The organism is Rhizobium leguminosarum bv. viciae, assembly GCF_012276115.1.
Lineage (GTDB): Bacteria > Pseudomonadota > Alphaproteobacteria > Rhizobiales > Rhizobiaceae > Rhizobium > Rhizobium leguminosarum_T.
In genome coordinates this window covers 145,975-164,903 of sequence record NZ_WIEU01000001.1, presented here as the reverse complement: position 1 = coordinate 164,903, position 18,929 = coordinate 145,975, and the positions used below count along the sequence as shown (strand labels likewise).

Below are 18,929 nucleotides of genomic sequence, written 5' to 3'. Positions count from 1 at the left end.
GCCGCTCTCACCTGAGATAATGGATATGCGGGCGCGAGTGATAGGGTGAGGCTTCGATGCGGGCTTCGACGGAGAAGACGTCGCGCAGAAGATCTTCGCTCAACACGTCCTGCGGCGGGCCGGAGGCGACGATCCTACCCTGCTGCAGGATGATCAGCTCATCGCAGAACATAGCGGCATGGTTGAGATCGTGCAGGGCGACGATGCTGGTGATCGGCAGGCCGGAGACGAGCCGCATCAGGCCGATCTGGTGCTGGATATCGAGATGGTTTGTCGGCTCGTCTAGGATCAGTTCCTGAGGCGACTGGGCAAGCGCCCTGGCGATATGGGTGCGCTGCTTTTCGCCGCCCGACAGGCTCTGCCAGCGATCGTCGCGCTTCTCTGCCATGCCGGCGCGCGCCAGCGCCTCTTCCACCGCCTCTTCGTCGGCCCTCGTCCAGCCCGAGAACATCGACCGGTGCGGAAACCTTCCGAGCTTGACGACGTCGACCACCTTCAGGTTGGCATTCGTCGTGGCGTGCTGCTCGACGAAGGCGATCCGCCGGGCGATCGAGCGGCGGCTGATCGTGCCGATATCGCTGCGGTCGAGCGTGACGCGGCCGGAATGCGGCCGTTTCAGGCCAGCGAGAAGCCGCAGCAACGAGGTTTTGCCCGAGCCGTTCGGCCCGAGCAGGCCGAGCATCCCGCCAGGCCGCGCCTCCAGGGAGACACCCTCCAGGATCGTCTTCCTGCCAATTTTCCAGGTGAGGTTGTCGGCCTTGATGCTCATGACGCGCGCTGGAACCGGTAGAGGATAATCGAGAAGAAGGGAACGCCGACCAAGGCGGTGACGACGCCGATCGGCAGGATCTGGCCGGGAATGAGGGCACGTGCGGCGATGTCGGCGAACACCATGAAGATCGCCCCCGCGATGGCGCAGGCCGGCAGGAGACGAATGTGGAGCGGCCCGACGACGAAGCGGGCGACATGCGGCACGACGAGGCCGACGAAGCCGATCGAGCCCACCATGCTGACGATCGTAGCCGTCATCATCGCGGTCAGCGCAAAAAGTGCCATGCGGGCGCGCCCGACATTGACGCCGAGCGAGGATGCCGCTTCGTCGCCGAAAGCGAAGGCGTCGAGAACGCGGGCGTAGAACAGACAGGCGGCGAGGCCGAACCCGACGACGACCGAGACCAGCGCGAATTCCGGCCAGCGCACGCCGCCGAAGCTGCCGAGCAGCCAGAACATGACGTCGCGGGCCTGCTGCGCATTGGCCGAGGTGGTGACGATATAGGACGTCGTGGCGTTGAAAAGCTGCGATGCGGCGACACCGGCAAGGATGGTGCGATCCGCTCCGCCGCGCGTACCGTTCGAGAGCAGCGCCACGAAGAAGAAGGCTGCGAAGGCGCCGGCAAAGGCGCCGGCCGATAGCGATACCGCGCCCGAGCCGATCCCTAGGATGACGATCGCGACGGCGCCGGAAGAAGCGCCAGCGGAGATGCCGAGAACATAGGGCTCAGCAAGCGGATTGCGCAGCAGCGACTGCATGATCGCGCCCGACAGCGCAAGGCCCGCACCGCAGAAGGCGGCAACGAGCGCTCGGCTGAGCCGATAATCCCAGATGACGGTCTCATGGATGCGGTTCAGCTCGACCGCGGTCCATCCCAGCCGGTTGGTGACGGCCGAAAACGTGGTTGCAAGCGGGATCGGCAGGTCGCCGATCCCGACGCTGACGCCAACGGCGATAGCGATGAGGCAGAAAGAGGCGAGGAGCAGTGCGAGGACGGCTCCCAGCTGCCGGAAGATACGGCCCGCGTCCGTCACTTCAACAGACCGAGAGCCTTCATCTGGCCAGCCACCTGCTCAGCGCCGTGGACCGTGCGGACGGTCGGGTTCATGGCCTGGCCGTCCATGATCACGATCGCCTTGTTCTTGACGGCAGGGATCTGGCTGACGGCCGGATCGGTGTTCAGGAAGTTGATCTTGGCCTCCGGCTTGTCGAGCTCCCAGCGGTTACGGTCGAGACTGGCGACGACGATGACGTCGGGATTGGAGGCGATGATGCCTTCCCAGCCGAGCGTCGGCCATTCCGCTTCCGCTGATATCGCATTGTGTCCGCCGAGCAGGTCGGCGATAAAGCCGGACGCGCTGTTCTTGCCGCCGAGATAGGCGTCGGCCGACGGGCTGGGGCTGGAGAACCAGAAGACGTAGGAAAGGTTCTTGCCGTCCTTCGAAACGCTCCCGCGAAGCTTGGCTTCGCGCGCCTTGAAGTCGGCGATCAGCGCCTGACCGCGATCGGCGACGTTGAAGATCTGCGAGAGTTCGTCGATCTCCTTGTAGAGAAGATCCATGTTCCACAGCTCGGCGCGGCTGCCGTACTGGTCCTTGACGTCCTTGGTGCTGAGGCAGGTGCTGGGCGAGAGATAGGTCGCGACGCCCACCTTGTCGAAATCCTCGCGCTTGGCGACCTTGCTGTTCGGCCCGACCAGGCTCGGCAGAGCCACCGCCACGAAATCGGGATTTTCGGCGAGGATCGATTCGAAGGTCGGCATCTCGACGGTCAGAAGCTTGACCTTGGCATTGGCTTCTGCGAGCTGCGGCAGGACCTTGCTCGGCCAGAAGGCCGTGCCGGCCATCTTGTCCTCGAGGCCGAGCAGCAGCAGGATTTCAGCGCTGTTTTGGCCGAGGCCGATCGCCCGTTCGGGCGCCTTCCGGAAAGTCACCTGGGCGCCGCAGTTTTCCAGGATCAGCGGGTAGGTCGTCGAACCGGCCAAAGACGGATTTGCGGCAAGGCCGATGATGGCGGAGAGGCCGCAGGCGGCCAGAAGCGATTTGAGGCTGGTCACGAAGAAATTCCCGGTGCGTGAGTATATCCGGCCGCCGTATAGCCTCAGAAACAGGCAGAAAACAAGACCAAACAAATCAACTTATCGCAAAATTGACAGTGCATTGTTGCGGGGCAGCGTGCCATCGCCCATTGAACTGTAGCCGCGTTCGCCGTCTAAACAGGGCCGACCGGCGACAGCGACTTGCCGTAGACTTCGAGGATCGCGGCGATCTCCTTGAGGATGCCGGAGAGCGGAAGCGTGCCCTTTCTGTTGAACGCCATGTCGTTACGTTCGAAAAGGGCAAGGCAGATCTCGCTCGAATCGTGGCGCGACTGGTAGGCGAGACCGTCCGGCTGGTCGGCATGGTCCCAAAGCGCGTCGGTCCAAAGGCCGCATGGTTCGTAAGGGCCGGTGGAAATGGCATTATCGGTGCCGAGGGCCTGCAGGCCGGTTCCGTGCATGCGCACGATCCTCAGCGGTCTGATACAGCTGAGTTCACTAATGGCGCGGGTGGTGATTTCGGTCATCGACACCATCAACCGCTGGGGATTGCGCAGGATCGTTTCCGCAAGCGCTCCCCTGCGGCTCATCCCGACATAGAGAATTCCGAAACGTCCGCTGGCGCTGTCGAAATGATTGGTGGCGGCAATCCCGGGGCCGGGTCCAAAGAAGATGGGATCGAGACGCGTCCGATGGACCCTATGGAGAACCTGCCCGGCCAAAATGAGGTCGATCGGCAATGGCGAATGGGCGAGCCAAGGGGTCGGGGGCGGTGCACCTCCCGACGGCCCTCTGCCTGCATTTGCCGGCATCAGGCAAAGCCGTCGGAGGTTTCAATCCGGATCAGACGCCGGACTGCTTCACGATCGCCGTCGCGGAGCGCCTGCAGGGCTGTCCGACCACCGAGAGCCGTATCGGCAGCGAGCAGAAAATCCAATGCGATCCAGGGACCGGCGGCGGCAAAACCACGCACTACGTCGGAAATCCCCCCGATCACCTCACCTTGATCCAGCTGGCAGAGCGGATAGCGCCAGTCGCTGCCCTCGCGTACGGCAAGCAGCGTGCCAGCCCGCCGCCTCTTGTCGACGGCTTGTCTGCTGATGCCTAGGATCCGTCCGGCGTCTTCGGCTGACATCGTCCCGCCGGCCCGTTCGACGAGATTTTGCCGATGCTCGACGTTGCGAGCCAGTGCTGGAACCAGCGGATCGAGATCGTTTATCGCCGAGCCCACCATATCCGAGCGGCTGAGAAGCTGCGCCAACGATCCGGCGTCGGTCGGGGCTGAAAGCGCATCGGCCAGGTCCTTTGCCGGCACATTCGCCGAAATGCGCTCCAGCGCCGATGTCGCACGTCGCAGAAACGCGGTCCTGATGGAATTCGGCTCTTCCTGCACTGTGACGGGACCGGATGCGTAGCGGGCCATTGAGCGGCTCCTCGGTTGACAAGGTATTTGTATAGTTATGATGGTATGAAGTCAACCAAGGGCAGGTGCCCGAAGCGAACTCGCCCCGATGTCGACAGCATCAGGGTAAGCCTTCGAATATGTTCAGCTCAGCCTTCCCACGAGCTTGGCATAGTCCGAAAACGTCAACCGTTCGCCTCTCCTGCCTGCCTCTTCGGCAAGCTGCAGCACGCGGATGGGGAACAGGATCGCGGCGTGGTTGGCATCCGACAGTTCATGGTCGTCGTCCTCCTCGATTGCCTTCGTGGCTTTCGACAGCGCGGCATTGAGTTCCTCGCTGGTAAGCAGTTCCTTCTCGACGATCGCATCACATATCGCCGCCATGGCCATGATCAGGCCCTTGAGCTGGAGGTTGGCCGTATTCATGAGAGCTCCGAGGAAACGAGAGGATCTGCGATTGTGACGCTCCGGCGCCTCGCCGATCGCGCCGGGGATATTGCTACGTCAGTCCGTTTGAACCGGTCGGATCGTGTCGATGGTGACCACACCGTCGACGATCCCGCGCGGGACATCGCGCCTGTTCCGATCGATCTCGATGACGGTGTAGAGCTTGTCGTCCCGAAAGGCGCTGGCATTGACCGTCGTCACATCCTCGGCGGGAGCCGCATCCACTTCCATGAAGTCGAGTTCGCCCGCCGCTGCGACGATCCTGGCGTCACCGGGCGTTCTGGCGGCGACGACGACGGTGCCATGTCCGGGGGAATTGTCCCATCGCGGATCGTCGGGTGCGGCGATTGGCTCCAACCGGTAGATGTTGAGCATCTCGCCGCCAGCGTCGGGCGACGCTTGCGCAGCCGCGTCCTCGATTTGCGCCTGGCTCTCGACCGACTTTCCGAAAGTGGTCCGGCTGGTCGCGTTGTTGATCTCTTCCTTGCCTGTCCTTGAGACGTTCGACATGTCGCTCTCCATTGTCAGGACGGAAACGACAGTCGGCAGCAAAGTGTTCCCGCGCACGAAAAGCCGCAAATTCCGCCGAGACGGTTTCCGGCGAGCATTTCGGATATCTGCAACTATCAGGCTCATTTTGGGCGGTGAATCATGTTAGGATGGACGCGGGACGGCCCATACCATTTTCTGAGTTGAGCGCTAAATTACCGATCGTCGAAGAGGGGGATTTTCGTGAGCAACCAAACCAGCGAATTCGCGCGCGACAGCGTTGCGGTTGACAGCCTCAATGGGCATGACCACAAAACAATGGCGTTCGACGACGCCAGCGCGCTTCTGGAAGTCCTTGTCGCGGTCCGGCGCGGCGACTTTTCGGTACGGATGCGGTCCGACCTGACGGGTCTCACCGGCAAGGTCGCCGATGCCCTCAACGACATCATCGCCGCCAATCAGCGCATGGCCCAGCAGTTGGAGCATGTCGGGCAGGTGGTTGGCCGGGACGGGCGAACGAGCACGCGCGTGCGCTTCGGCCTCTCGGACGGTTCCTGGTCCGAAATGGAAGGATCGATCAACGGTCTGATCGACGATCTCCTGTGGCCAACAACTGCCGTGACCCGGACGATCACGGCGGTCGCCAAGGGAGATCTGTTGCAGACTGTGCCGCTCGATGTCGACGGGCGGGCGCTCAAAGGCGAGTTCCTGCGCTCGGCCGATATCGTCAATACGATGATCAAACAGCTGAGTGTCTTCACATCGGAAGTGACACGCGTCGCGCGCGAGGTCGGCACGGACGGAAAACTCGGCGGCCAGGCGCAGGTGCCAGAGGTGACCGGCGTCTGGAAGGATCTCACCGAAAGCGTGAACTCGATGGCGTCGAACCTGACGGCGCAGGTACGCAACATCGCCGACGTCACGATCGCCGTTGCGAATGGCGATCTTTCCAAGAAGATCACCGTCGACGTGCGCGGCGAGATTCTGCAGCTCAAGGAAGCGATCAACACCATGGTCGACCAGCTGCGATCCTTCGCCTCGGAAGTGACGCGCGTCGCGCGCGAGGTCGGCACGGAAGGCAAGCTCGGTGGGCAGGCTCTGGTGCCAGGCGTTGCCGGCACCTGGAAGGACCTGACCGACAGCGTCAACGCCATGTGCGGCAACCTCACGGCGCAGGTGCGCAACATCGCCCAGGTGACCACGGCCGTGGCACGCGGCGACCTGTCGCGCAAGATCACCGTCGACGTTTCGGGTGAAATCCTGGAGCTCAAGGAAACCATCAACACGATGGTCGACCAGCTGAACGGCTTTGCCGGCGAGGTGACGCGCGTGGCGCGTGAAGTCGGCACCGAAGGGCGGCTCGGCGGCCAGGCGCAGGTCCCGGGTGTCGCTGGCACCTGGAAGGACCTCACTGACAACGTCAATTCCATGGCCTCGAACCTCACCGCGCAGGTGCGGAACATCGCAGAGGTCTCGACCGCGATCGCCAATGGCGACCTGTCGAAGAAGATCACTGTGACGGTGTCGGGAGAAATCCTCGAGCTGAAGGAAACGATCAACACGATGGTCGATCAGCTCAATGCCTTCGCGTCGGAAGTGACCCGCGTTGCCCGTGAAGTCGGCACCGAAGGACGGCTCGGCGGCCAGGCCAATGTGCGCGGTGTCGCCGGCACCTGGAAGGATCTGACCGAAAACGTCAACTCGATGGCCGGCAACCTCACGGCGCAGGTCCGCAATATCGCGGACGTCTCGACCGCCATCGCCAATGGCGACCTGTCGAAGAAAATCACCGTCGACGTGAAGGGCGAGATTCTCGAACTGAAGGAAACCATCAATACGATGGTGGACCAGCTGAACGCCTTCGCCTCCGAAGTGACCCGCGTCGCCCGCGAAGTCGGCACGGAGGGCCGGCTCGGCGGCCAGGCCAATGTGCGCGGCGTCGCCGGCACCTGGAAGGACCTGACCGACAGTGTCAATTCCATGGCCTCCAACCTGACCGGGCAAGTGCGCAATATTGCCGAAGTCGCGACCGCCGTCGCCCAGGGAGACCTTTCCAAGAAGATCACCGTCACGGTGTCGGGCGAAATCCTCGAACTGAAGGAAACCATCAACACGATGGTCGATCAGCTCAACGGCTTTGCCGGCGAGGTGACGCGTGTGGCGCGCGAGGTCGGCACCGAAGGGCGGCTCGGCGGCCAGGCCAACGTGCTCGGCGTCGCCGGCACCTGGAAGGATTTGACCGACAGCGTCAATTCCATGGCGGGCAATCTGACCGCGCAGGTGCGCAACATCGCCGAAGTTTCGACCGCGATCGCCAATGGCGATCTATCGAAGAAAATCACGGTGTCGGTCTCGGGCGAAATCCTCGAGCTCAAGGAAACGCTGAACACCATGGTTGATCAGCTGAACCGCTTCGCTTCCGAAGTCACGCGTGTCGCCCGCGAAGTCGGTACCGAGGGCAAGCTCGGCGGCCAGGCGCAGGTGCCGGGGGTTGCCGGCACCTGGAAGGACCTCACCGAAAACGTCAACTCCATGGCCTCCAACCTCACCGGCCAGGTCCGCAATATCGCCGAAGTGACGACGGCCGTGGCGCGCGGCGACCTGTCGCGCAAGATCACCGTCGACGTGAAGGGGGAAATCCTCGAACTGAAGAACACCATCAACACGATGTTGGACCAGCTCAACGCCTTTGCTGGCGAAGTGACGCGTGTTGCCCGCGAAGTCGGCACCGAAGGCAAGCTCGGCGGCCAGGCGCAGGTCTCCGGTGTTGCCGGCACCTGGAAGGACCTGACCGACAGCGTCAACTCCATGGCCGGCAATCTGACGGCGCAGGTGCGCAACATCGCCGAGGTCGCCACCGCCATCGCCAACGGCGACCTGTCTCGCAAGATTACGGTCGACGTGCGCGGCGAAATCCTGCTCTTGAAGGATACTTTGAATACCATGGTCGATCAGCTTCGTTCCTTTGCCGGCGAAGTGACGCGTGTTGCCCGCGAAGTCGGCACCGATGGCAGGCTGGGTGGCCAGGCCGTCGTTCCCGGTGTCGCCGGCACCTGGAAGGACCTGACCGACAACGTCAACCTGCTCGCCGCCAATCTGACGACCCAGGTTCGAAACATCGCCGAAGTGACGACGGCCGTCGCGCGCGGCGACCTGTCGCGCAAGATCACGGTCGACGTGAAGGGGGAAATCCTCGAACTGAAGAACACCATCAACACGATGGTGGACCAGCTCAACGCCTTCGCCGGCGAAGTGACGCGCGTCGCTCGCGAGGTCGGCACCGAAGGCAAGCTCGGCGGCCAGGCGCAGGTGCCGGGTGTCGCCGGCACATGGAAGGACCTGACCGACACCGTCAACGTCATGGCCGCCAACCTCACCGAGCAGGTGCGCGGCATCGTCAAGGTGGTGACGGCGGTGGCCAACGGCGACCTCAAGCAAAATCTCACCGTCGCCTCCAAGGGTGAGGTGGCCGCCCTTGCCGAGACCATCAACAACATGACCAACACGCTTGCGACCTTCGCCGATCAGGTGACCACGGTTGCGCGCGAAGTGGGCGTGGAAGGCCGCCTCGGCGGTCAGGCGAATGTTCCAGGCACCGCGGGAACCTGGAAGGACTTGACCGGCAACGTCAACCTGCTTGCCGCAAACCTGACGACGCAGGTGCGCGCAATCGCCGAGGTGGCGACCGCCGTCACCAAGGGTGACCTGACGCGCTCGATCAAGGTCGATGCGCGCGGCGAAGTGGCCGAGCTCAAGGACAACATCAACACGATGATCGACAACCTCCGGCTCACCACCGAACGCAACACCGAGCAGGACTGGCTGAAGACCAACCTGGCGCGCTTCACCAACATGCTGCAGGGGCAGCGCGACCTGACGCTGGTCGGCAAGATGCTGCTGTCGGAGCTGGCGCCCCTGGTCGGCGCCCATCAGGGGGTCATCTACCAGGTGGATGCCGACGAGCGGCAGCCGGTCCTGTCGCTGCTTTCCGTTTACGCGAAAGGGGGCGAGGCGGCGCATCCGGCCAGGCTCGAATTCGGCCAGGGACTTGTCGGCCAGTGCGCCAGCGACGCCCGCCGCATCCTGGTCACCGACCTTCCCGACAACGTCGTTCCGATAAGCTCCGGCGTGTTCACGACCCTGCCGAGAAGCGCCATTGTGCTGCCTGTGCATTTCGAGGGGCAGGTGAAGGCGGTGATCGAGCTTGCCTCCGTAGGCGAATTCACCGAATTGCAGCTGTCCTTCCTCGACCAGCTGACGACATCGATTGGCATCGTCCTTAACTCGATCGAAGCGACCATGCAGACCGAAGGCCTGCTCAAGCAGTCCCAGCAGCTCGCCGCCGAGCTTCAGACGCAGCAGCGCGAGCTACAGCAGACCAACGAGCAGCTCGGGCAGAAGGCGCAGCAGCTGGAGGAGCGCAACGTCGAAGTCGAGGCGAAGAACCAGGAGATCGAGCAGGCCCGGCGCGCGCTGGAGGAAAAGGCAACCGAGCTCGCGCTGACATCGAAGTACAAATCCGAATTCCTCGCCAACATGTCGCACGAGCTGCGCACGCCTTTGAATTCGATCCTCATTCTCGGCCAGCAGCTGGGAGAAAACCCGGATGGCAACCTCTCAAGCAAGCAGGTCGAGTTCGCAAAGACGATCCATGGGGCAGGCACCGATCTGCTGAACCTCATCAGCGACATCCTCGACCTGTCGAAGATCGAGTCCGGAACCGTGTCGGTCGACGCCGAGGAGATCCCCGTCAGCAACCTGCTCGAGGTCATGGCGCGGCCGTTCCGGCATGAAGCCGAGAACCGAGGCCTGTCGTTCTCGGTCGAGATCGGCGCAGATGTCACGAGGAGCATCATCACGGATTCGAAGCGCCTGCAGCAGATACTCAAGAACCTGCTGTCGAACGCCTTCAAATTCACCGCGCAGGGCGGCGTGACGCTTCGAGTCGCGTCGGCAACGAGCGGCTGGTCGTCCGATCATCCTTCGCTCAAGCACGCGCCTTCGGTCATTGCCTTCGAAGTCGTCGATACCGGCATCGGCATACCGCCTGAAAAACAGCGCATCATTTTCGAGGCATTCCAGCAGGCGGATGCCTCGACAAGCCGCAAATATGGCGGCACCGGCCTTGGCCTGGCGATCAGCCGCGAACTGGCAAACCTGCTCGGCGGCGAGATCCAGTTGCGCAGCACCCCCGGTGTCGGCAGCACCTTCGTTCTCTACCTGCCGCTCACCTATGTCGGCGCCGGCGCGGTTGCGCCGAAGGCCGTTCCGCCGGCAAATGTCGTGGAATTCGCCGAGGCGGCAGCAAACCGCCGCGCCGAAAAGCCGGCCGAACATGTCGAAGACGATCGCCATCAGATAGCGGCCGGCGACTCGGTGCTGCTCGTCGTCGAGGACGATGCGCATTACGCCCGCGTCCTGGTGGATCTTGCCCGCGACAATGGATTCAAGGTTCTGGTGGCGATGCGCGGCAGCGATGCGCTCGCACTCGCGCAGGACTACAGGCCGGCGGCGATCTCGCTCGACATCTTTCTGCCCGACATGCTCGGCTGGACGGTGCTGAGCCAGCTCAAGCAGAATCCGCAGACGCGGCATATTCCGGTCCAGATCATCAGCCTCGACGAGGATCGTCAGCACGGGCTGACCCGCGGCGCCTTTGCCTTCATGAGCAAGCCGACGACGCCGGAAGGCCTCGGCAAGGCACTGTCGCGATTGAAGGCCTATGCACAACCGCGCCGCAAGCATCTGCTGCTCGTGGAAGACAACGAGGCCGAGCGTCTGAGCGTCACCGCCCTTCTCGGACATGACGACATCGATATCACCAGTGTCGGCTCCGGATCGGAGGCTCTCGCGGCGCTTCGGCAGAATTCCGCCGACTGCGTGGTGCTCGACCTTTCCCTTCCCGACATGTCCGGCTTCGACGTGCTGGAGCAGATGCGCAACGACGCCGAGATCGGCGAGGTGCCGGTGGTCGTCTTTACCGGCCGGGAGCTTTCCGCCGAGGAAGACGCGGCGCTGCACAGCATGGCCCGCAGCGTCGTGGTGAAGGGGGTCGAGTCGCCCGAACGTCTCCTGGATGAGACGGCCCTGTTCCTGCACCGGGTGGTCGCCGACCTGCCGGCCGCAAAGCAGGCGACACTGCAGGAACTGCACAGCTCGGACGAAGACCTGGTCGGCGAGACCGTGCTGCTCGTCGACGACGACGCCCGCAACATCTTCGCGCTGAGCAGCGTTCTCGAACGCCGGGGAATGAAAGTCCTGACCGCGACGACCGGCAGCGAAGCCATCGACGTCATCAACAACGAACCCTCTGTCGCGATCGTGCTGATGGACATCATGATGCCTGGAATGGACGGCTACGAGACGATGCAGGTCATCCGTTCGGAGCCGCGGTTCCGGCGGTTGCCGATCGTGGCGCTGACGGCCAAGGCGATGAAGGGCGACCGCGAGAAATGCCTGGAAGCGGGCGCGTCCGACTATCTGGCGAAGCCGGTCAATACCGAACAGCTTCTGTCGGCTCTTCGTATGTGGCTGCATCGTTGAGGATCTGGCCATGAACCCCGTCAACATCCTCCTCGTCGACGACCAACCGGCAAAGCTCCTGAGTTACGAGGTCATTCTCGAAGAGCTCGAGGAAAACCTCATCAAGGCGCAATCCGCTCGCGAAGCCTTCGAGCACCTGTTGCGCACCGAAATCGCGGTGATCCTCGTCGATGTCTGCATGCCCGAACAGGACGGGTTCGAGCTCGTCAGCATGATCCGGCAGCATCCGCGCTATCAGAACACGCCGATCATCTTCGTTTCCGCGGTGATGCTGGCGGAACCGGACCGGCTGCGCGGCTATGCGGTGGGCGCGGTCGACTACGTCTCCGTCCCGATCGTCCCCGAGGTGCTGAGAGCCAAGGTGCGGGTCTTTGCCGATCTCTACAGGAAGACGAGGGAACTCGAACGCCTGAACGCCGAGCTGGAGGCTCGCGTTCATCAGCGCACCGCCGAGCTCGAGGCCTCGGCAGCGCAGTTGCGCGAACTCAACGAGGAACTCGAGCACCGGATCGATCAACGGACGCGGGAGCGCGAAGAAGCGCTCGCACAGCTGTTCGAGGCGCAGAAGCTCGACACGATCGGCCATCTGACGGGTGGCGTGGCGCATGACTTCAACAACCTCCTGATGGCGGTACTCGGCAGCCTCAACCTTCTGAAGAAGCGGCTTCCGGCCGATGAACGCAATGAACGCCTGGTGACGAACGCGATCCAGGCGGCCGAGCGCGGCACCGCGCTCACCCAGCGCCTGCTTGCCTTCGCACGCCGCCAGGAGCTCAAGCCGCAGGCGGTCGACTTCTTCAGGCTGTTCGAAAACGTCGAGGATCTTCTCGCCAAGGCGGTGGGGCCGCGCATCGAAATCCGCAAAAGCATTCCGGCGGATCTGGCGCCCCTTCTGGTCGACAGCAACCAGCTGGAACTGGCGCTGCTCAACCTATTCGTCAATGCGCGGGATGCGCTCGAAAGCGGCGGAGCCGTGACGGTTGCCGCGGCGGCAGCCGAAGACGCCCGCCCGGCCGGGCTCGCGGGCGGAAATTATATCAGGATATCGGTGTCGGACGATGGCGAGGGGATGGACGAGGCAACGGTCTCGCGTGCCGCCGAACCGTTTTTCACCACCAAGGGGGTCGGCAAGGGCACCGGTCTCGGCCTGTCGATGGTGCATGGCCTGGCGGCGCAATCCGGCGGCTCGATCCAGATATCGAGCGTCCGGGGCAAGGGCACGACCGTTTCGCTGTGGCTGCCCGTTGCCGAAACCTTCGTCAAGGTGCAGCCGGCCGTCGAGCCACCGGCGACGGAGCCTTTGAAACCGGCGTCGCGGCCGCTTGCCATTCTCGTTGTCGATGACGATGCGCTTGTCCGGACGGGAACCGTGGCGATGCTGGAGGATCTCGGGCACCTGCCGCAGGAAGCGTCTTCCGCCTCCCAGGCTTTGGAATTCTTTGCCGACGGGCAGGGTTGCGATCTCGTCATCACCGATCATGCCATGCCGGGCATGACGGGCGCCGAGCTTGCGCGTCACCTTCGCTCCTCCTTTCCAGGCCTGCCCATCATCCTTGCCTCGGGCTATGCCGAGTTTTCCGAAGACCATGGCCTCGGGCGGATGCTGCGGATGAAGAAGCCATTCACGCAGGAACAGCTTCAGGCGGCTATGGATCAGGCGCTCTCGGGCAAAGTCGCGGCGGCTTGACGAGATCGAAGCGTAACATGCCAAGGCGACAGGCGCGGCCATCCTGGTGACAGCGGCCACTTTCGCGCGTCCGCTTGCGGACGAAACTTTTTGCTCCCGCAAAAGTTACCTAAATCCGATCTCACTTCATCGAAGGTTTCCGTTTGACCCAAATGACGTTCGGCCCCGCATTCACCGAAGAGGGCATTCTGTTTCGCCTTTGGGCTCCCTTGCATGAAAGCGTGTCGCTGAAGCTGGAAGGCTCCCCTCCGCGCCCGATGCAGGCTTCTGAAAACGGCTGGCACCGTTGCACGGTCGCGCAAGCGCACGCCGGAACACTTTATCACTTTGTCCTGCCTGACGGCTCCGAAATTCCCGATCCCGCCTCGCGGTTCCAGCCGCAGGATGTGCACGGGCCGAGCGAAGTGGTCGACCTTTCCTTCTATCGCTGGAAGACGAGCGACTGGACGGGGTGGCCTTGGGAAGAGATGGTCATCTACGAGATGCACATCGGCTGCTTCACGCCGGAGGGTACTTTCAAGGCCGCGATCGAGCGGCTCGACCATCTGCAGGCGCTGGGCGTTACGGCGCTGCAGATCATGCCGCTGAGTGAATTTCCCGGCCGTTACAGCTGGGGTTACGATGGCGTGCTTCCCTATGCTCCGGACAGCAGCTACGGCCGGCCGGAAGATTTCATGGCGCTGGTGGACGCAGCGCACCAGCGCGGGATCTCGGTGTTCCTGGACGTGGTCTACAATCACTTCGGCCCTGACGGGAACTATATCCCCTCCTATGCGCCGCTCTTTACCGATCATCACAAGACGCCCTGGGGCAACGGCATCAACTACGACGGCGACGGATCGGAGATGATCCGCGAGTTCATCATCGAAAACGCCATCTACTGGATCACCGAGTTCAGGCTCGATGGTTTCCGCTTCGATGCCGTCCACGCCATCAAGGATGACAGCGCCGAGCATCTGCTTCACGCGCTTGCCCGCCGCGTCAGAGCCGCGGCCGGCGACCGGCATGTTCATCTGATCGTCGAAAACGAGGAGAACGACAGCGACCTGTTGACGCGTGACGAAAACGGGGAAGTGAAGCTGTTCACCGCCCAGTGGAACGACGACGTGCACCATGTGCTGCATATCACCGCCACCGGCGAAACCTTCGGCTATTATGCCGATTACGCCGGTGACGCTGGCAAGCTCGGCCGGGCGCTGGCGGAAGGCTTCGTGTTTCAGGGGGAACACATGCCCTACCGCGGCGCAAGCCGCGGCAGGCCGAGCGGCCACCTCCCACCCACCGCTTTCATTTCCTTCATTCAGAACCATGACCAGATCGGCAACAGGGCTCTGGGGGATCGGGTTCTGGCTTCGAGCCCTGCTGATGTTGTCAAGGCGGTCGCCGCCATCTACCTGCTGGCGCCTGAGATTCCGATGCTGTTCATGGGGGAGGAATGGGGTGCCAGAGAACCTTTCCCCTTTTTCTGCGATTTCGACGAGGATCTGAACGAGAAGGTCAGGAAAGGCCGTCGCGAGGAGCTTTCCCGTCTGCCGGGCTTCGACGCCGACGACCTTCTCGACCCGACGGCGCCATCGACCTTCACTGCTGCCAAGCTGGACTGGTCGAAACTCGCCTCTTCCGAGGTCCTTGGCTTTTACAGGACGCTTCTCGACCTTCGACACCGACGGATCGTGCCTTTGTTGAAAGGCGCCGGCGCCGGAAACGCGGTCTATCGCTCGGTGGGAAGCGCGCTCGCGGTGGATTGGACCCTGGCGCAAAACCGGCGTCTTCATCTGTACGCCAACCTCGGCGCCGAGGCGGCGCCGCTCGTCTCGCAACAAGACGACGGCGAGACGATCTTCCGTCTCGGCGGCAGTGACGGCGGCAATCTCGCGCCCTGGACGGTGATCTGGAGCATCGGCGAGGCGTGACGGCGTGCTGACAGGAAGGCGATCGAACGATGAAATCTGCTGAGCTCGACACGCTCGCCCGCCGGCACGGCATCAGCCTGACCAGGCCCAGTCCCGACAATCGGGAGGTGGCGATATCAGGCGAAACCAAGCGCAAGATCCTCTCGGCACTGAAGATCGACTTGCCGGCAGCGGCCGATCCCGGGAACGGCGCGCCGCGGCGGGAGCTCAAGCCGGCGGCTAAGAAGATCGCCAGGTCATTTCTGCCGGATTTCCTTTCCGGCACGCGGGTTTGGGGCGTGAGCCTGCAGCTTTACGAACTCCGTTCGGCGCGCAACTGGGGCATAGGAGATTTCGAAGATTTGTCGGATATGGCGGATCTCGCGGGATCGCTGGGCGCCGACTTCATCGGCCTCACCCCGCTTCACGCGCCGTTTCTCGCCGATCCCGACCGTTGCAGCCCCTATGAGCCCTCGAGCCGCCAGCATCTCAACCCGCTCTATATCGCGGTCGACCGGGTGCCGGGTTTTGCCTCCAGCCCCGAACTCGAACAGCAATTGACCAACCTTCGCCAGACCGATCTCGTCGACTACATTGGCGTCGCACAGATAAAGCTGAGGGCCCTACGCGATCTCTGGCCGGCCTGGCGACAGCGCAGCGTGATCGACGGCGCCTATGATCCGGCCGATTTCGATGCCTTCGCCGCGCAAGGCGGAAACAGCCTGCGGCTGCACGCACTTTTCGAATGCCTCTCATTTTCCATGGTCGAGCGCGGGGCAGGCGCCGGCTGGCAACGTTGGCCGTCCGATTTCCAGCGCTTCGATAGCGCCGCCGTCGCCGAATTCGAGCGTGGACACGCGGACGATGTCGGCTTCCACATGTGGCTGCAATGGCTCGCCCACCGGCAGCTGATGCAGGCGGCAGACCGGGCGCGGAAGGCCGGCCTGCGGATCGGGCTTTATCTCGATCTTGCCGTCGGGGAGGCGGTCGACGGCTCGGCGACATGGAGCGAGCCGGATGTCTATCTCTCGAAGGCCACGATCGGCAGCCCTCCCGATCCCTTCGCCACAGATGGGCAGGACTGGCACCTTGCCGGATATCTGCCTTCCGCGATCGCGGCAGGAGAAATGTCGCCTTTCCGGCGCATGGTCAGCGCTGCCATGCGATATGCGGGCGCCATCCGCATCGACCACGCCGCAGCACTTCGCCGCCTCTTCCTGGTGCCATTGGGCAGCAGGCCGGACGGCGGCGCCTATGTCCGTTATCCCGCGGCTCGGCTTCTGCAGATCCTCGCAGAAGTGTCCGTCGAGCATCGGTGCCTCGTCATCGGAGAAGACTTGGGACTGATCCCCAAAGGATTGCAGGACGATCTGGCGGCGGCCCACATTCTCTCCTACCGCATCCTTTCCTATGAACAGGACGAGAAGGGCTTCAAGCCGGCGGACGTCTATCCCGTTCTGGCTTTGGCCTGCATTTCGACGCACGACCACCAGACCCTTGCCGGCTGGTGGCGCGGCGCCGACATTCAGGCCCGGTGCGACCACGGCATCGTGCCGGCCGATCTCAGCGAGAAACATCTCGAAGACCGCAAGCGCGAGCGGAGGAACCTGAAGGCGGCGCTGAAGTCTGCCGGCCTCGACCTGCCGGCCAGGCTTTCCCCAGCACGGGCAAGCGAGGAGACGCTGAGGGAATTGACCGTCAACGCCTACCGCTTCATCGCCAGGACGCCCTCGCTTCTCGCCGCGGTCCGTCTCGCCGATCTCACCGACGAAAAAAGGCCAACCAATGTGCCAGGCACCAGCGACAGCTATCCGAACTGGAAGCCGAAGCTATCGGTTTTGCTCGCGGATCTGATGTCGAGCCCGTTGCTGAAGAGCGTGACGGCGGCAATGCGGGAGGAACGGCCGTGCGAGTGATTAAGGCCGGGCGAGCCGTTCGCTTCATCATTGTCGTTCGATGGGGCCTGCCGCGCATATGGAAATCAATCGGGGAGGGAACGAATAGGAAGCCGGCGAATTTTGAAGGAATAAGGACAGGGATTCTCGATGTGAGGGCCTGTCCGCTTTCGCCGCTTCAGATGCGGCGACCAGTATTGATGGAAAACAAGACATGACGAGCGCATTCATCCTTATCGCATTGGCTCTTATCATCATCTACGCCGGCCCCACACTGTTGTTCATCTGCGTCGGATATGCCGATTATATGCTGGAGCGGCGAAGGCATATGGTGGCGTTGAAGCACGCCGTGAAGCGTCGCAGCGACGAGTTTTAGAGCCTTTCGCGGGAAAACCGCTTCGCACCTCTCCTGGAATGGCTAGAGGTGGTGGACACCTTTCGTCGGCTCGGATGTTCCTCTGCTTTCCTAGAAAAGGGATGCAGAGGCAGGTTGGCGAAACCCGCCTCCGGCAGCCAGCGTTCGTGAAACGCCTCTGCGAATAGTCAGTCGTTCGCCGTGACTTTGACGCCAAGTACTGAAGGAATGGTGTTCGGTGCCCCCATGGCCGCGCCGATGATCATCGGGACGGGAACCGTCTTTTCCGGCGCGGCGCTGATCGTCAGGCTTTTCGGTCCGTCGAGATAGGTGTTGACGGCAGCCGCCACCTGGTTTTGCAGCTCGGGCATGTTGAGCTGCGCCATCATCATCGGAACGAGACCTTTCAGCGACTGCGCCAGTTGGTCGCCCGTCACGCCCTGCTGCGAGCCGGCATAATCGAGCGCCTTCTTGGTGATCGAGCAACTGCGTGCGCTCCGACCGAACGACGCGATGAGACTTCGGCCCGGTTTCGGGGTGAAGTCTCGGCTACGCTGATGTCTCCGGCCAATTCTGGAACAATGTCTGTCGTCCCCTGTTACATTGACGATAAAAAGCGCGTGCCGCATGAAAGACAAAGCAGCTGGAGGGCTCGATGAAGCGGAGCATAGGAATTGGCCTGGTTTTTGCGGTTGTTCTGACGGGCTGCACGACCAGCCCAGGCAGTTATTCATCGGCAGGGCTGGCCCCCATTCCCGGCAGCATCACGTATAATGGCCAGCCTCGCACGAAGCTGACGAAATCGCCCGTGGGCTCCTCCTTCCCTCACACCTTCACAGATCAATGGGGACGCCAGGTCGAGGAGATCTACATCATCCGGCCCGACCGGAGCTTGCTGATCGCCGAGCGCCACTACCGGCCGGTCTTCTCGCTCGATGACGACTAAACGAGCAGTTTCCGCTTGAGAGACTAGGAAGGAGAATGATCATGCCGCCCCGCAAGAGCACAGAAACGAAAACACTCGACACCAAGGGAGCCAAAATTGGGGAACCCGTGCCGAAGGCCATCATTGATACGAATACCGCCTCCGTCGGCATTCCACGGCAGGCAGAGTCTGATCTGCACGAAGACCTGAGCGCGCTGCGAAAACAAATCGACGCGCTCCAGCAGCGGGTGGCCACTGCCGCCCGATCGGCCAAGGAGAATGCCGACGACGCAATGCGCCAGACGCAGGCGGCGGTGAAGCGTCATCCAGTCTCGACATTGGTCGTGGTGGCGGCTGTATGTGGCGCGTTTGCGCTTATCTTCGCCGGACGTCGTGCAGAGCCGCCGCGGCGCTATCGCTATCGGTCGGCACTGGACGAATTGCGGGATCTCTATGACTCGGTCCGCGGCCGGGTCTGACAAGA

14 protein-coding genes and 1 pseudogene are annotated in these 18,929 nt (G+C 62.8%); 7 read left to right on the top strand and 8 right to left on the bottom strand.

Going from position 1 to position 18,929, the window contains the following annotated elements; genetic code table 11:
• Positions 1 to 7: 7 nt before the first annotated feature.
• The 7 genes from GFM02_RS00825 to GFM02_RS00795 form a co-directional block, all read right to left on the bottom strand.
• Positions 8 to 769 (bottom strand): ABC transporter ATP-binding protein, encoded by a 762-nt coding sequence (locus tag GFM02_RS00825; RefSeq protein ID WP_168320467.1) that lies wholly within the window; start codon positions 767 to 769, stop codon positions 8 to 10.
• Positions 766 to 1,806, bottom strand: a complete 1,041-nt coding sequence (locus tag GFM02_RS00820) for an iron chelate uptake ABC transporter family permease subunit (protein WP_168320466.1) — start codon at positions 1,804 to 1,806, stop codon at positions 766 to 768. Before GFM02_RS00820 ends, GFM02_RS00825 begins: the two co-directional genes overlap by 4 nt.
• Entirely contained in the window at positions 1,803 to 2,828 is a 1,026-nt protein-coding gene (locus GFM02_RS00815) for an ABC transporter substrate-binding protein (protein ID WP_168320465.1), read from the bottom strand. The genes GFM02_RS00820 and GFM02_RS00815 overlap by 4 nt, the downstream gene beginning before the upstream one ends.
• A gap of 155 nt (positions 2,829 to 2,983) precedes the next feature.
• The gene (locus tag GFM02_RS00810; protein ID WP_168320464.1) at positions 2,984 to 3,622 is read right to left on the bottom strand and encodes an RES family NAD+ phosphorylase; all 639 of its coding nucleotides are present in this window, start codon (positions 3,620 to 3,622) and stop codon (positions 2,984 to 2,986) included.
• Complete coding sequence (locus tag GFM02_RS00805; protein WP_168320463.1) at positions 3,622 to 4,233, bottom strand: helix-turn-helix domain-containing protein; 612 nt, start codon at positions 4,231 to 4,233, stop codon at positions 3,622 to 3,624. The genes GFM02_RS00810 and GFM02_RS00805 overlap by 1 nt, the downstream gene beginning before the upstream one ends.
• A gap of 123 nt (positions 4,234 to 4,356) precedes the next feature.
• The gene (locus GFM02_RS00800; RefSeq protein ID WP_168320462.1) at positions 4,357 to 4,638 is read right to left on the bottom strand and encodes a hypothetical protein; all 282 of its coding nucleotides are present in this window, start codon (positions 4,636 to 4,638) and stop codon (positions 4,357 to 4,359) included.
• Between the two features lie 78 nt (positions 4,639 to 4,716).
• A complete protein-coding gene (locus tag GFM02_RS00795; protein ID WP_168320785.1) occupies positions 4,717 to 5,181 on the bottom strand; it encodes a hypothetical protein in 465 nt (154 codons plus the stop codon).
• 210 nt (positions 5,182 to 5,391) lie between these two features.
• On the opposite strand from GFM02_RS00795, the gene GFM02_RS00790 reads away from it, so the two are divergent.
• The 5 genes from GFM02_RS00790 to GFM02_RS00770 all read left to right on the top strand — a co-directional run bounded on the left by GFM02_RS00790 (position 5,392) and on the right by GFM02_RS00770 (position 17,541).
• Positions 5,392 to 11,691, top strand: a complete 6,300-nt coding sequence (locus GFM02_RS00790; RefSeq protein ID WP_168320461.1) for a HAMP domain-containing protein — start codon at positions 5,392 to 5,394, stop codon at positions 11,689 to 11,691.
• 10 nt (positions 11,692 to 11,701) lie between these two features.
• Positions 11,702 to 13,378 carry a response regulator gene (locus tag GFM02_RS00785; protein ID WP_168320460.1) on the top strand — a complete coding sequence of 559 codons (1,677 nt, stop codon included), beginning with the start codon at positions 11,702 to 11,704 and terminating at the stop codon, positions 13,376 to 13,378.
• A gap of 143 nt (positions 13,379 to 13,521) precedes the next feature.
• A complete protein-coding gene (treZ, locus tag GFM02_RS00780; RefSeq protein ID WP_168320459.1) occupies positions 13,522 to 15,291 on the top strand; it encodes a malto-oligosyltrehalose trehalohydrolase in 1,770 nt (589 codons plus the stop codon).
• Positions 15,292 to 15,320: 29 nt separating this feature from the next.
• A complete protein-coding gene (gene malQ / locus GFM02_RS00775; protein ID WP_168320458.1) occupies positions 15,321 to 17,186 on the top strand; it encodes a 4-alpha-glucanotransferase in 1,866 nt (621 codons plus the stop codon).
• Positions 17,187 to 17,379: 193 nt separating this feature from the next.
• Entirely contained in the window at positions 17,380 to 17,541 is a 162-nt protein-coding gene (locus GFM02_RS00770; protein WP_012755472.1) for a hypothetical protein, read from the top strand.
• A gap of 167 nt (positions 17,542 to 17,708) precedes the next feature.
• Here GFM02_RS00770 and GFM02_RS00765 read toward each other — a convergent pair.
• A pseudogene (locus tag GFM02_RS00765) lies at positions 17,709 to 18,002 on the bottom strand (hypothetical protein); the annotation flags it as partial.
• Between the two features lie 173 nt (positions 18,003 to 18,175).
• On the opposite strand from GFM02_RS00765, the gene GFM02_RS00760 reads away from it, so the two are divergent.
• Both GFM02_RS00760 and GFM02_RS00755 read left to right on the top strand, forming a co-directional pair.
• Positions 18,176 to 18,466, top strand: a complete 291-nt coding sequence (locus GFM02_RS00760) for a hypothetical protein (protein WP_131708082.1) — start codon at positions 18,176 to 18,178, stop codon at positions 18,464 to 18,466.
• A gap of 41 nt (positions 18,467 to 18,507) precedes the next feature.
• On the top strand, positions 18,508 to 18,924 hold the full coding sequence (locus GFM02_RS00755) for a hypothetical protein (RefSeq protein WP_168267659.1): 417 nt from the start codon (positions 18,508 to 18,510) through the stop codon (positions 18,922 to 18,924).
• The last annotated feature ends 5 nt before the right edge of the window (positions 18,925 to 18,929 follow it).

Coding starts and splice junctions, on each gene's coding strand:
- GFM02_RS00825 (WP_168320467.1), bottom strand. CDS start 769: ATGAGCATCAAGGCCGACAACCTCACCTGGAAAATTGGCAGGAAGACG.
- GFM02_RS00810 (WP_168320464.1), bottom strand. CDS start 3,622: ATGCCGGCAAATGCAGGCAGAGGGCCGTCGGGAGGTGCACCGCCCCCG.
- GFM02_RS00805 (WP_168320463.1), bottom strand. CDS start 4,233: ATGGCCCGCTACGCATCCGGTCCCGTCACAGTGCAGGAAGAGCCGAAT.
- GFM02_RS00800 (WP_168320462.1), bottom strand. CDS start 4,638: ATGAATACGGCCAACCTCCAGCTCAAGGGCCTGATCATGGCCATGGCG.
- GFM02_RS00795 (WP_168320785.1), bottom strand. CDS start 5,181: ATGGAGAGCGACATGTCGAACGTCTCAAGGACAGGCAAGGAAGAGATC.
- GFM02_RS00785 (WP_168320460.1), top strand. CDS start 11,702: ATGAACCCCGTCAACATCCTCCTCGTCGACGACCAACCGGCAAAGCTC.
- malQ (WP_168320458.1), top strand. CDS start 15,321: ATGAAATCTGCTGAGCTCGACACGCTCGCCCGCCGGCACGGCATCAGC.
- GFM02_RS00770 (WP_012755472.1), top strand. CDS start 17,380: ATGACGAGCGCATTCATCCTTATCGCATTGGCTCTTATCATCATCTAC.
- GFM02_RS00760 (WP_131708082.1), top strand. CDS start 18,176: ATGAAGCGGAGCATAGGAATTGGCCTGGTTTTTGCGGTTGTTCTGACG.
- GFM02_RS00755 (WP_168267659.1), top strand. CDS start 18,508: ATGCCGCCCCGCAAGAGCACAGAAACGAAAACACTCGACACCAAGGGA.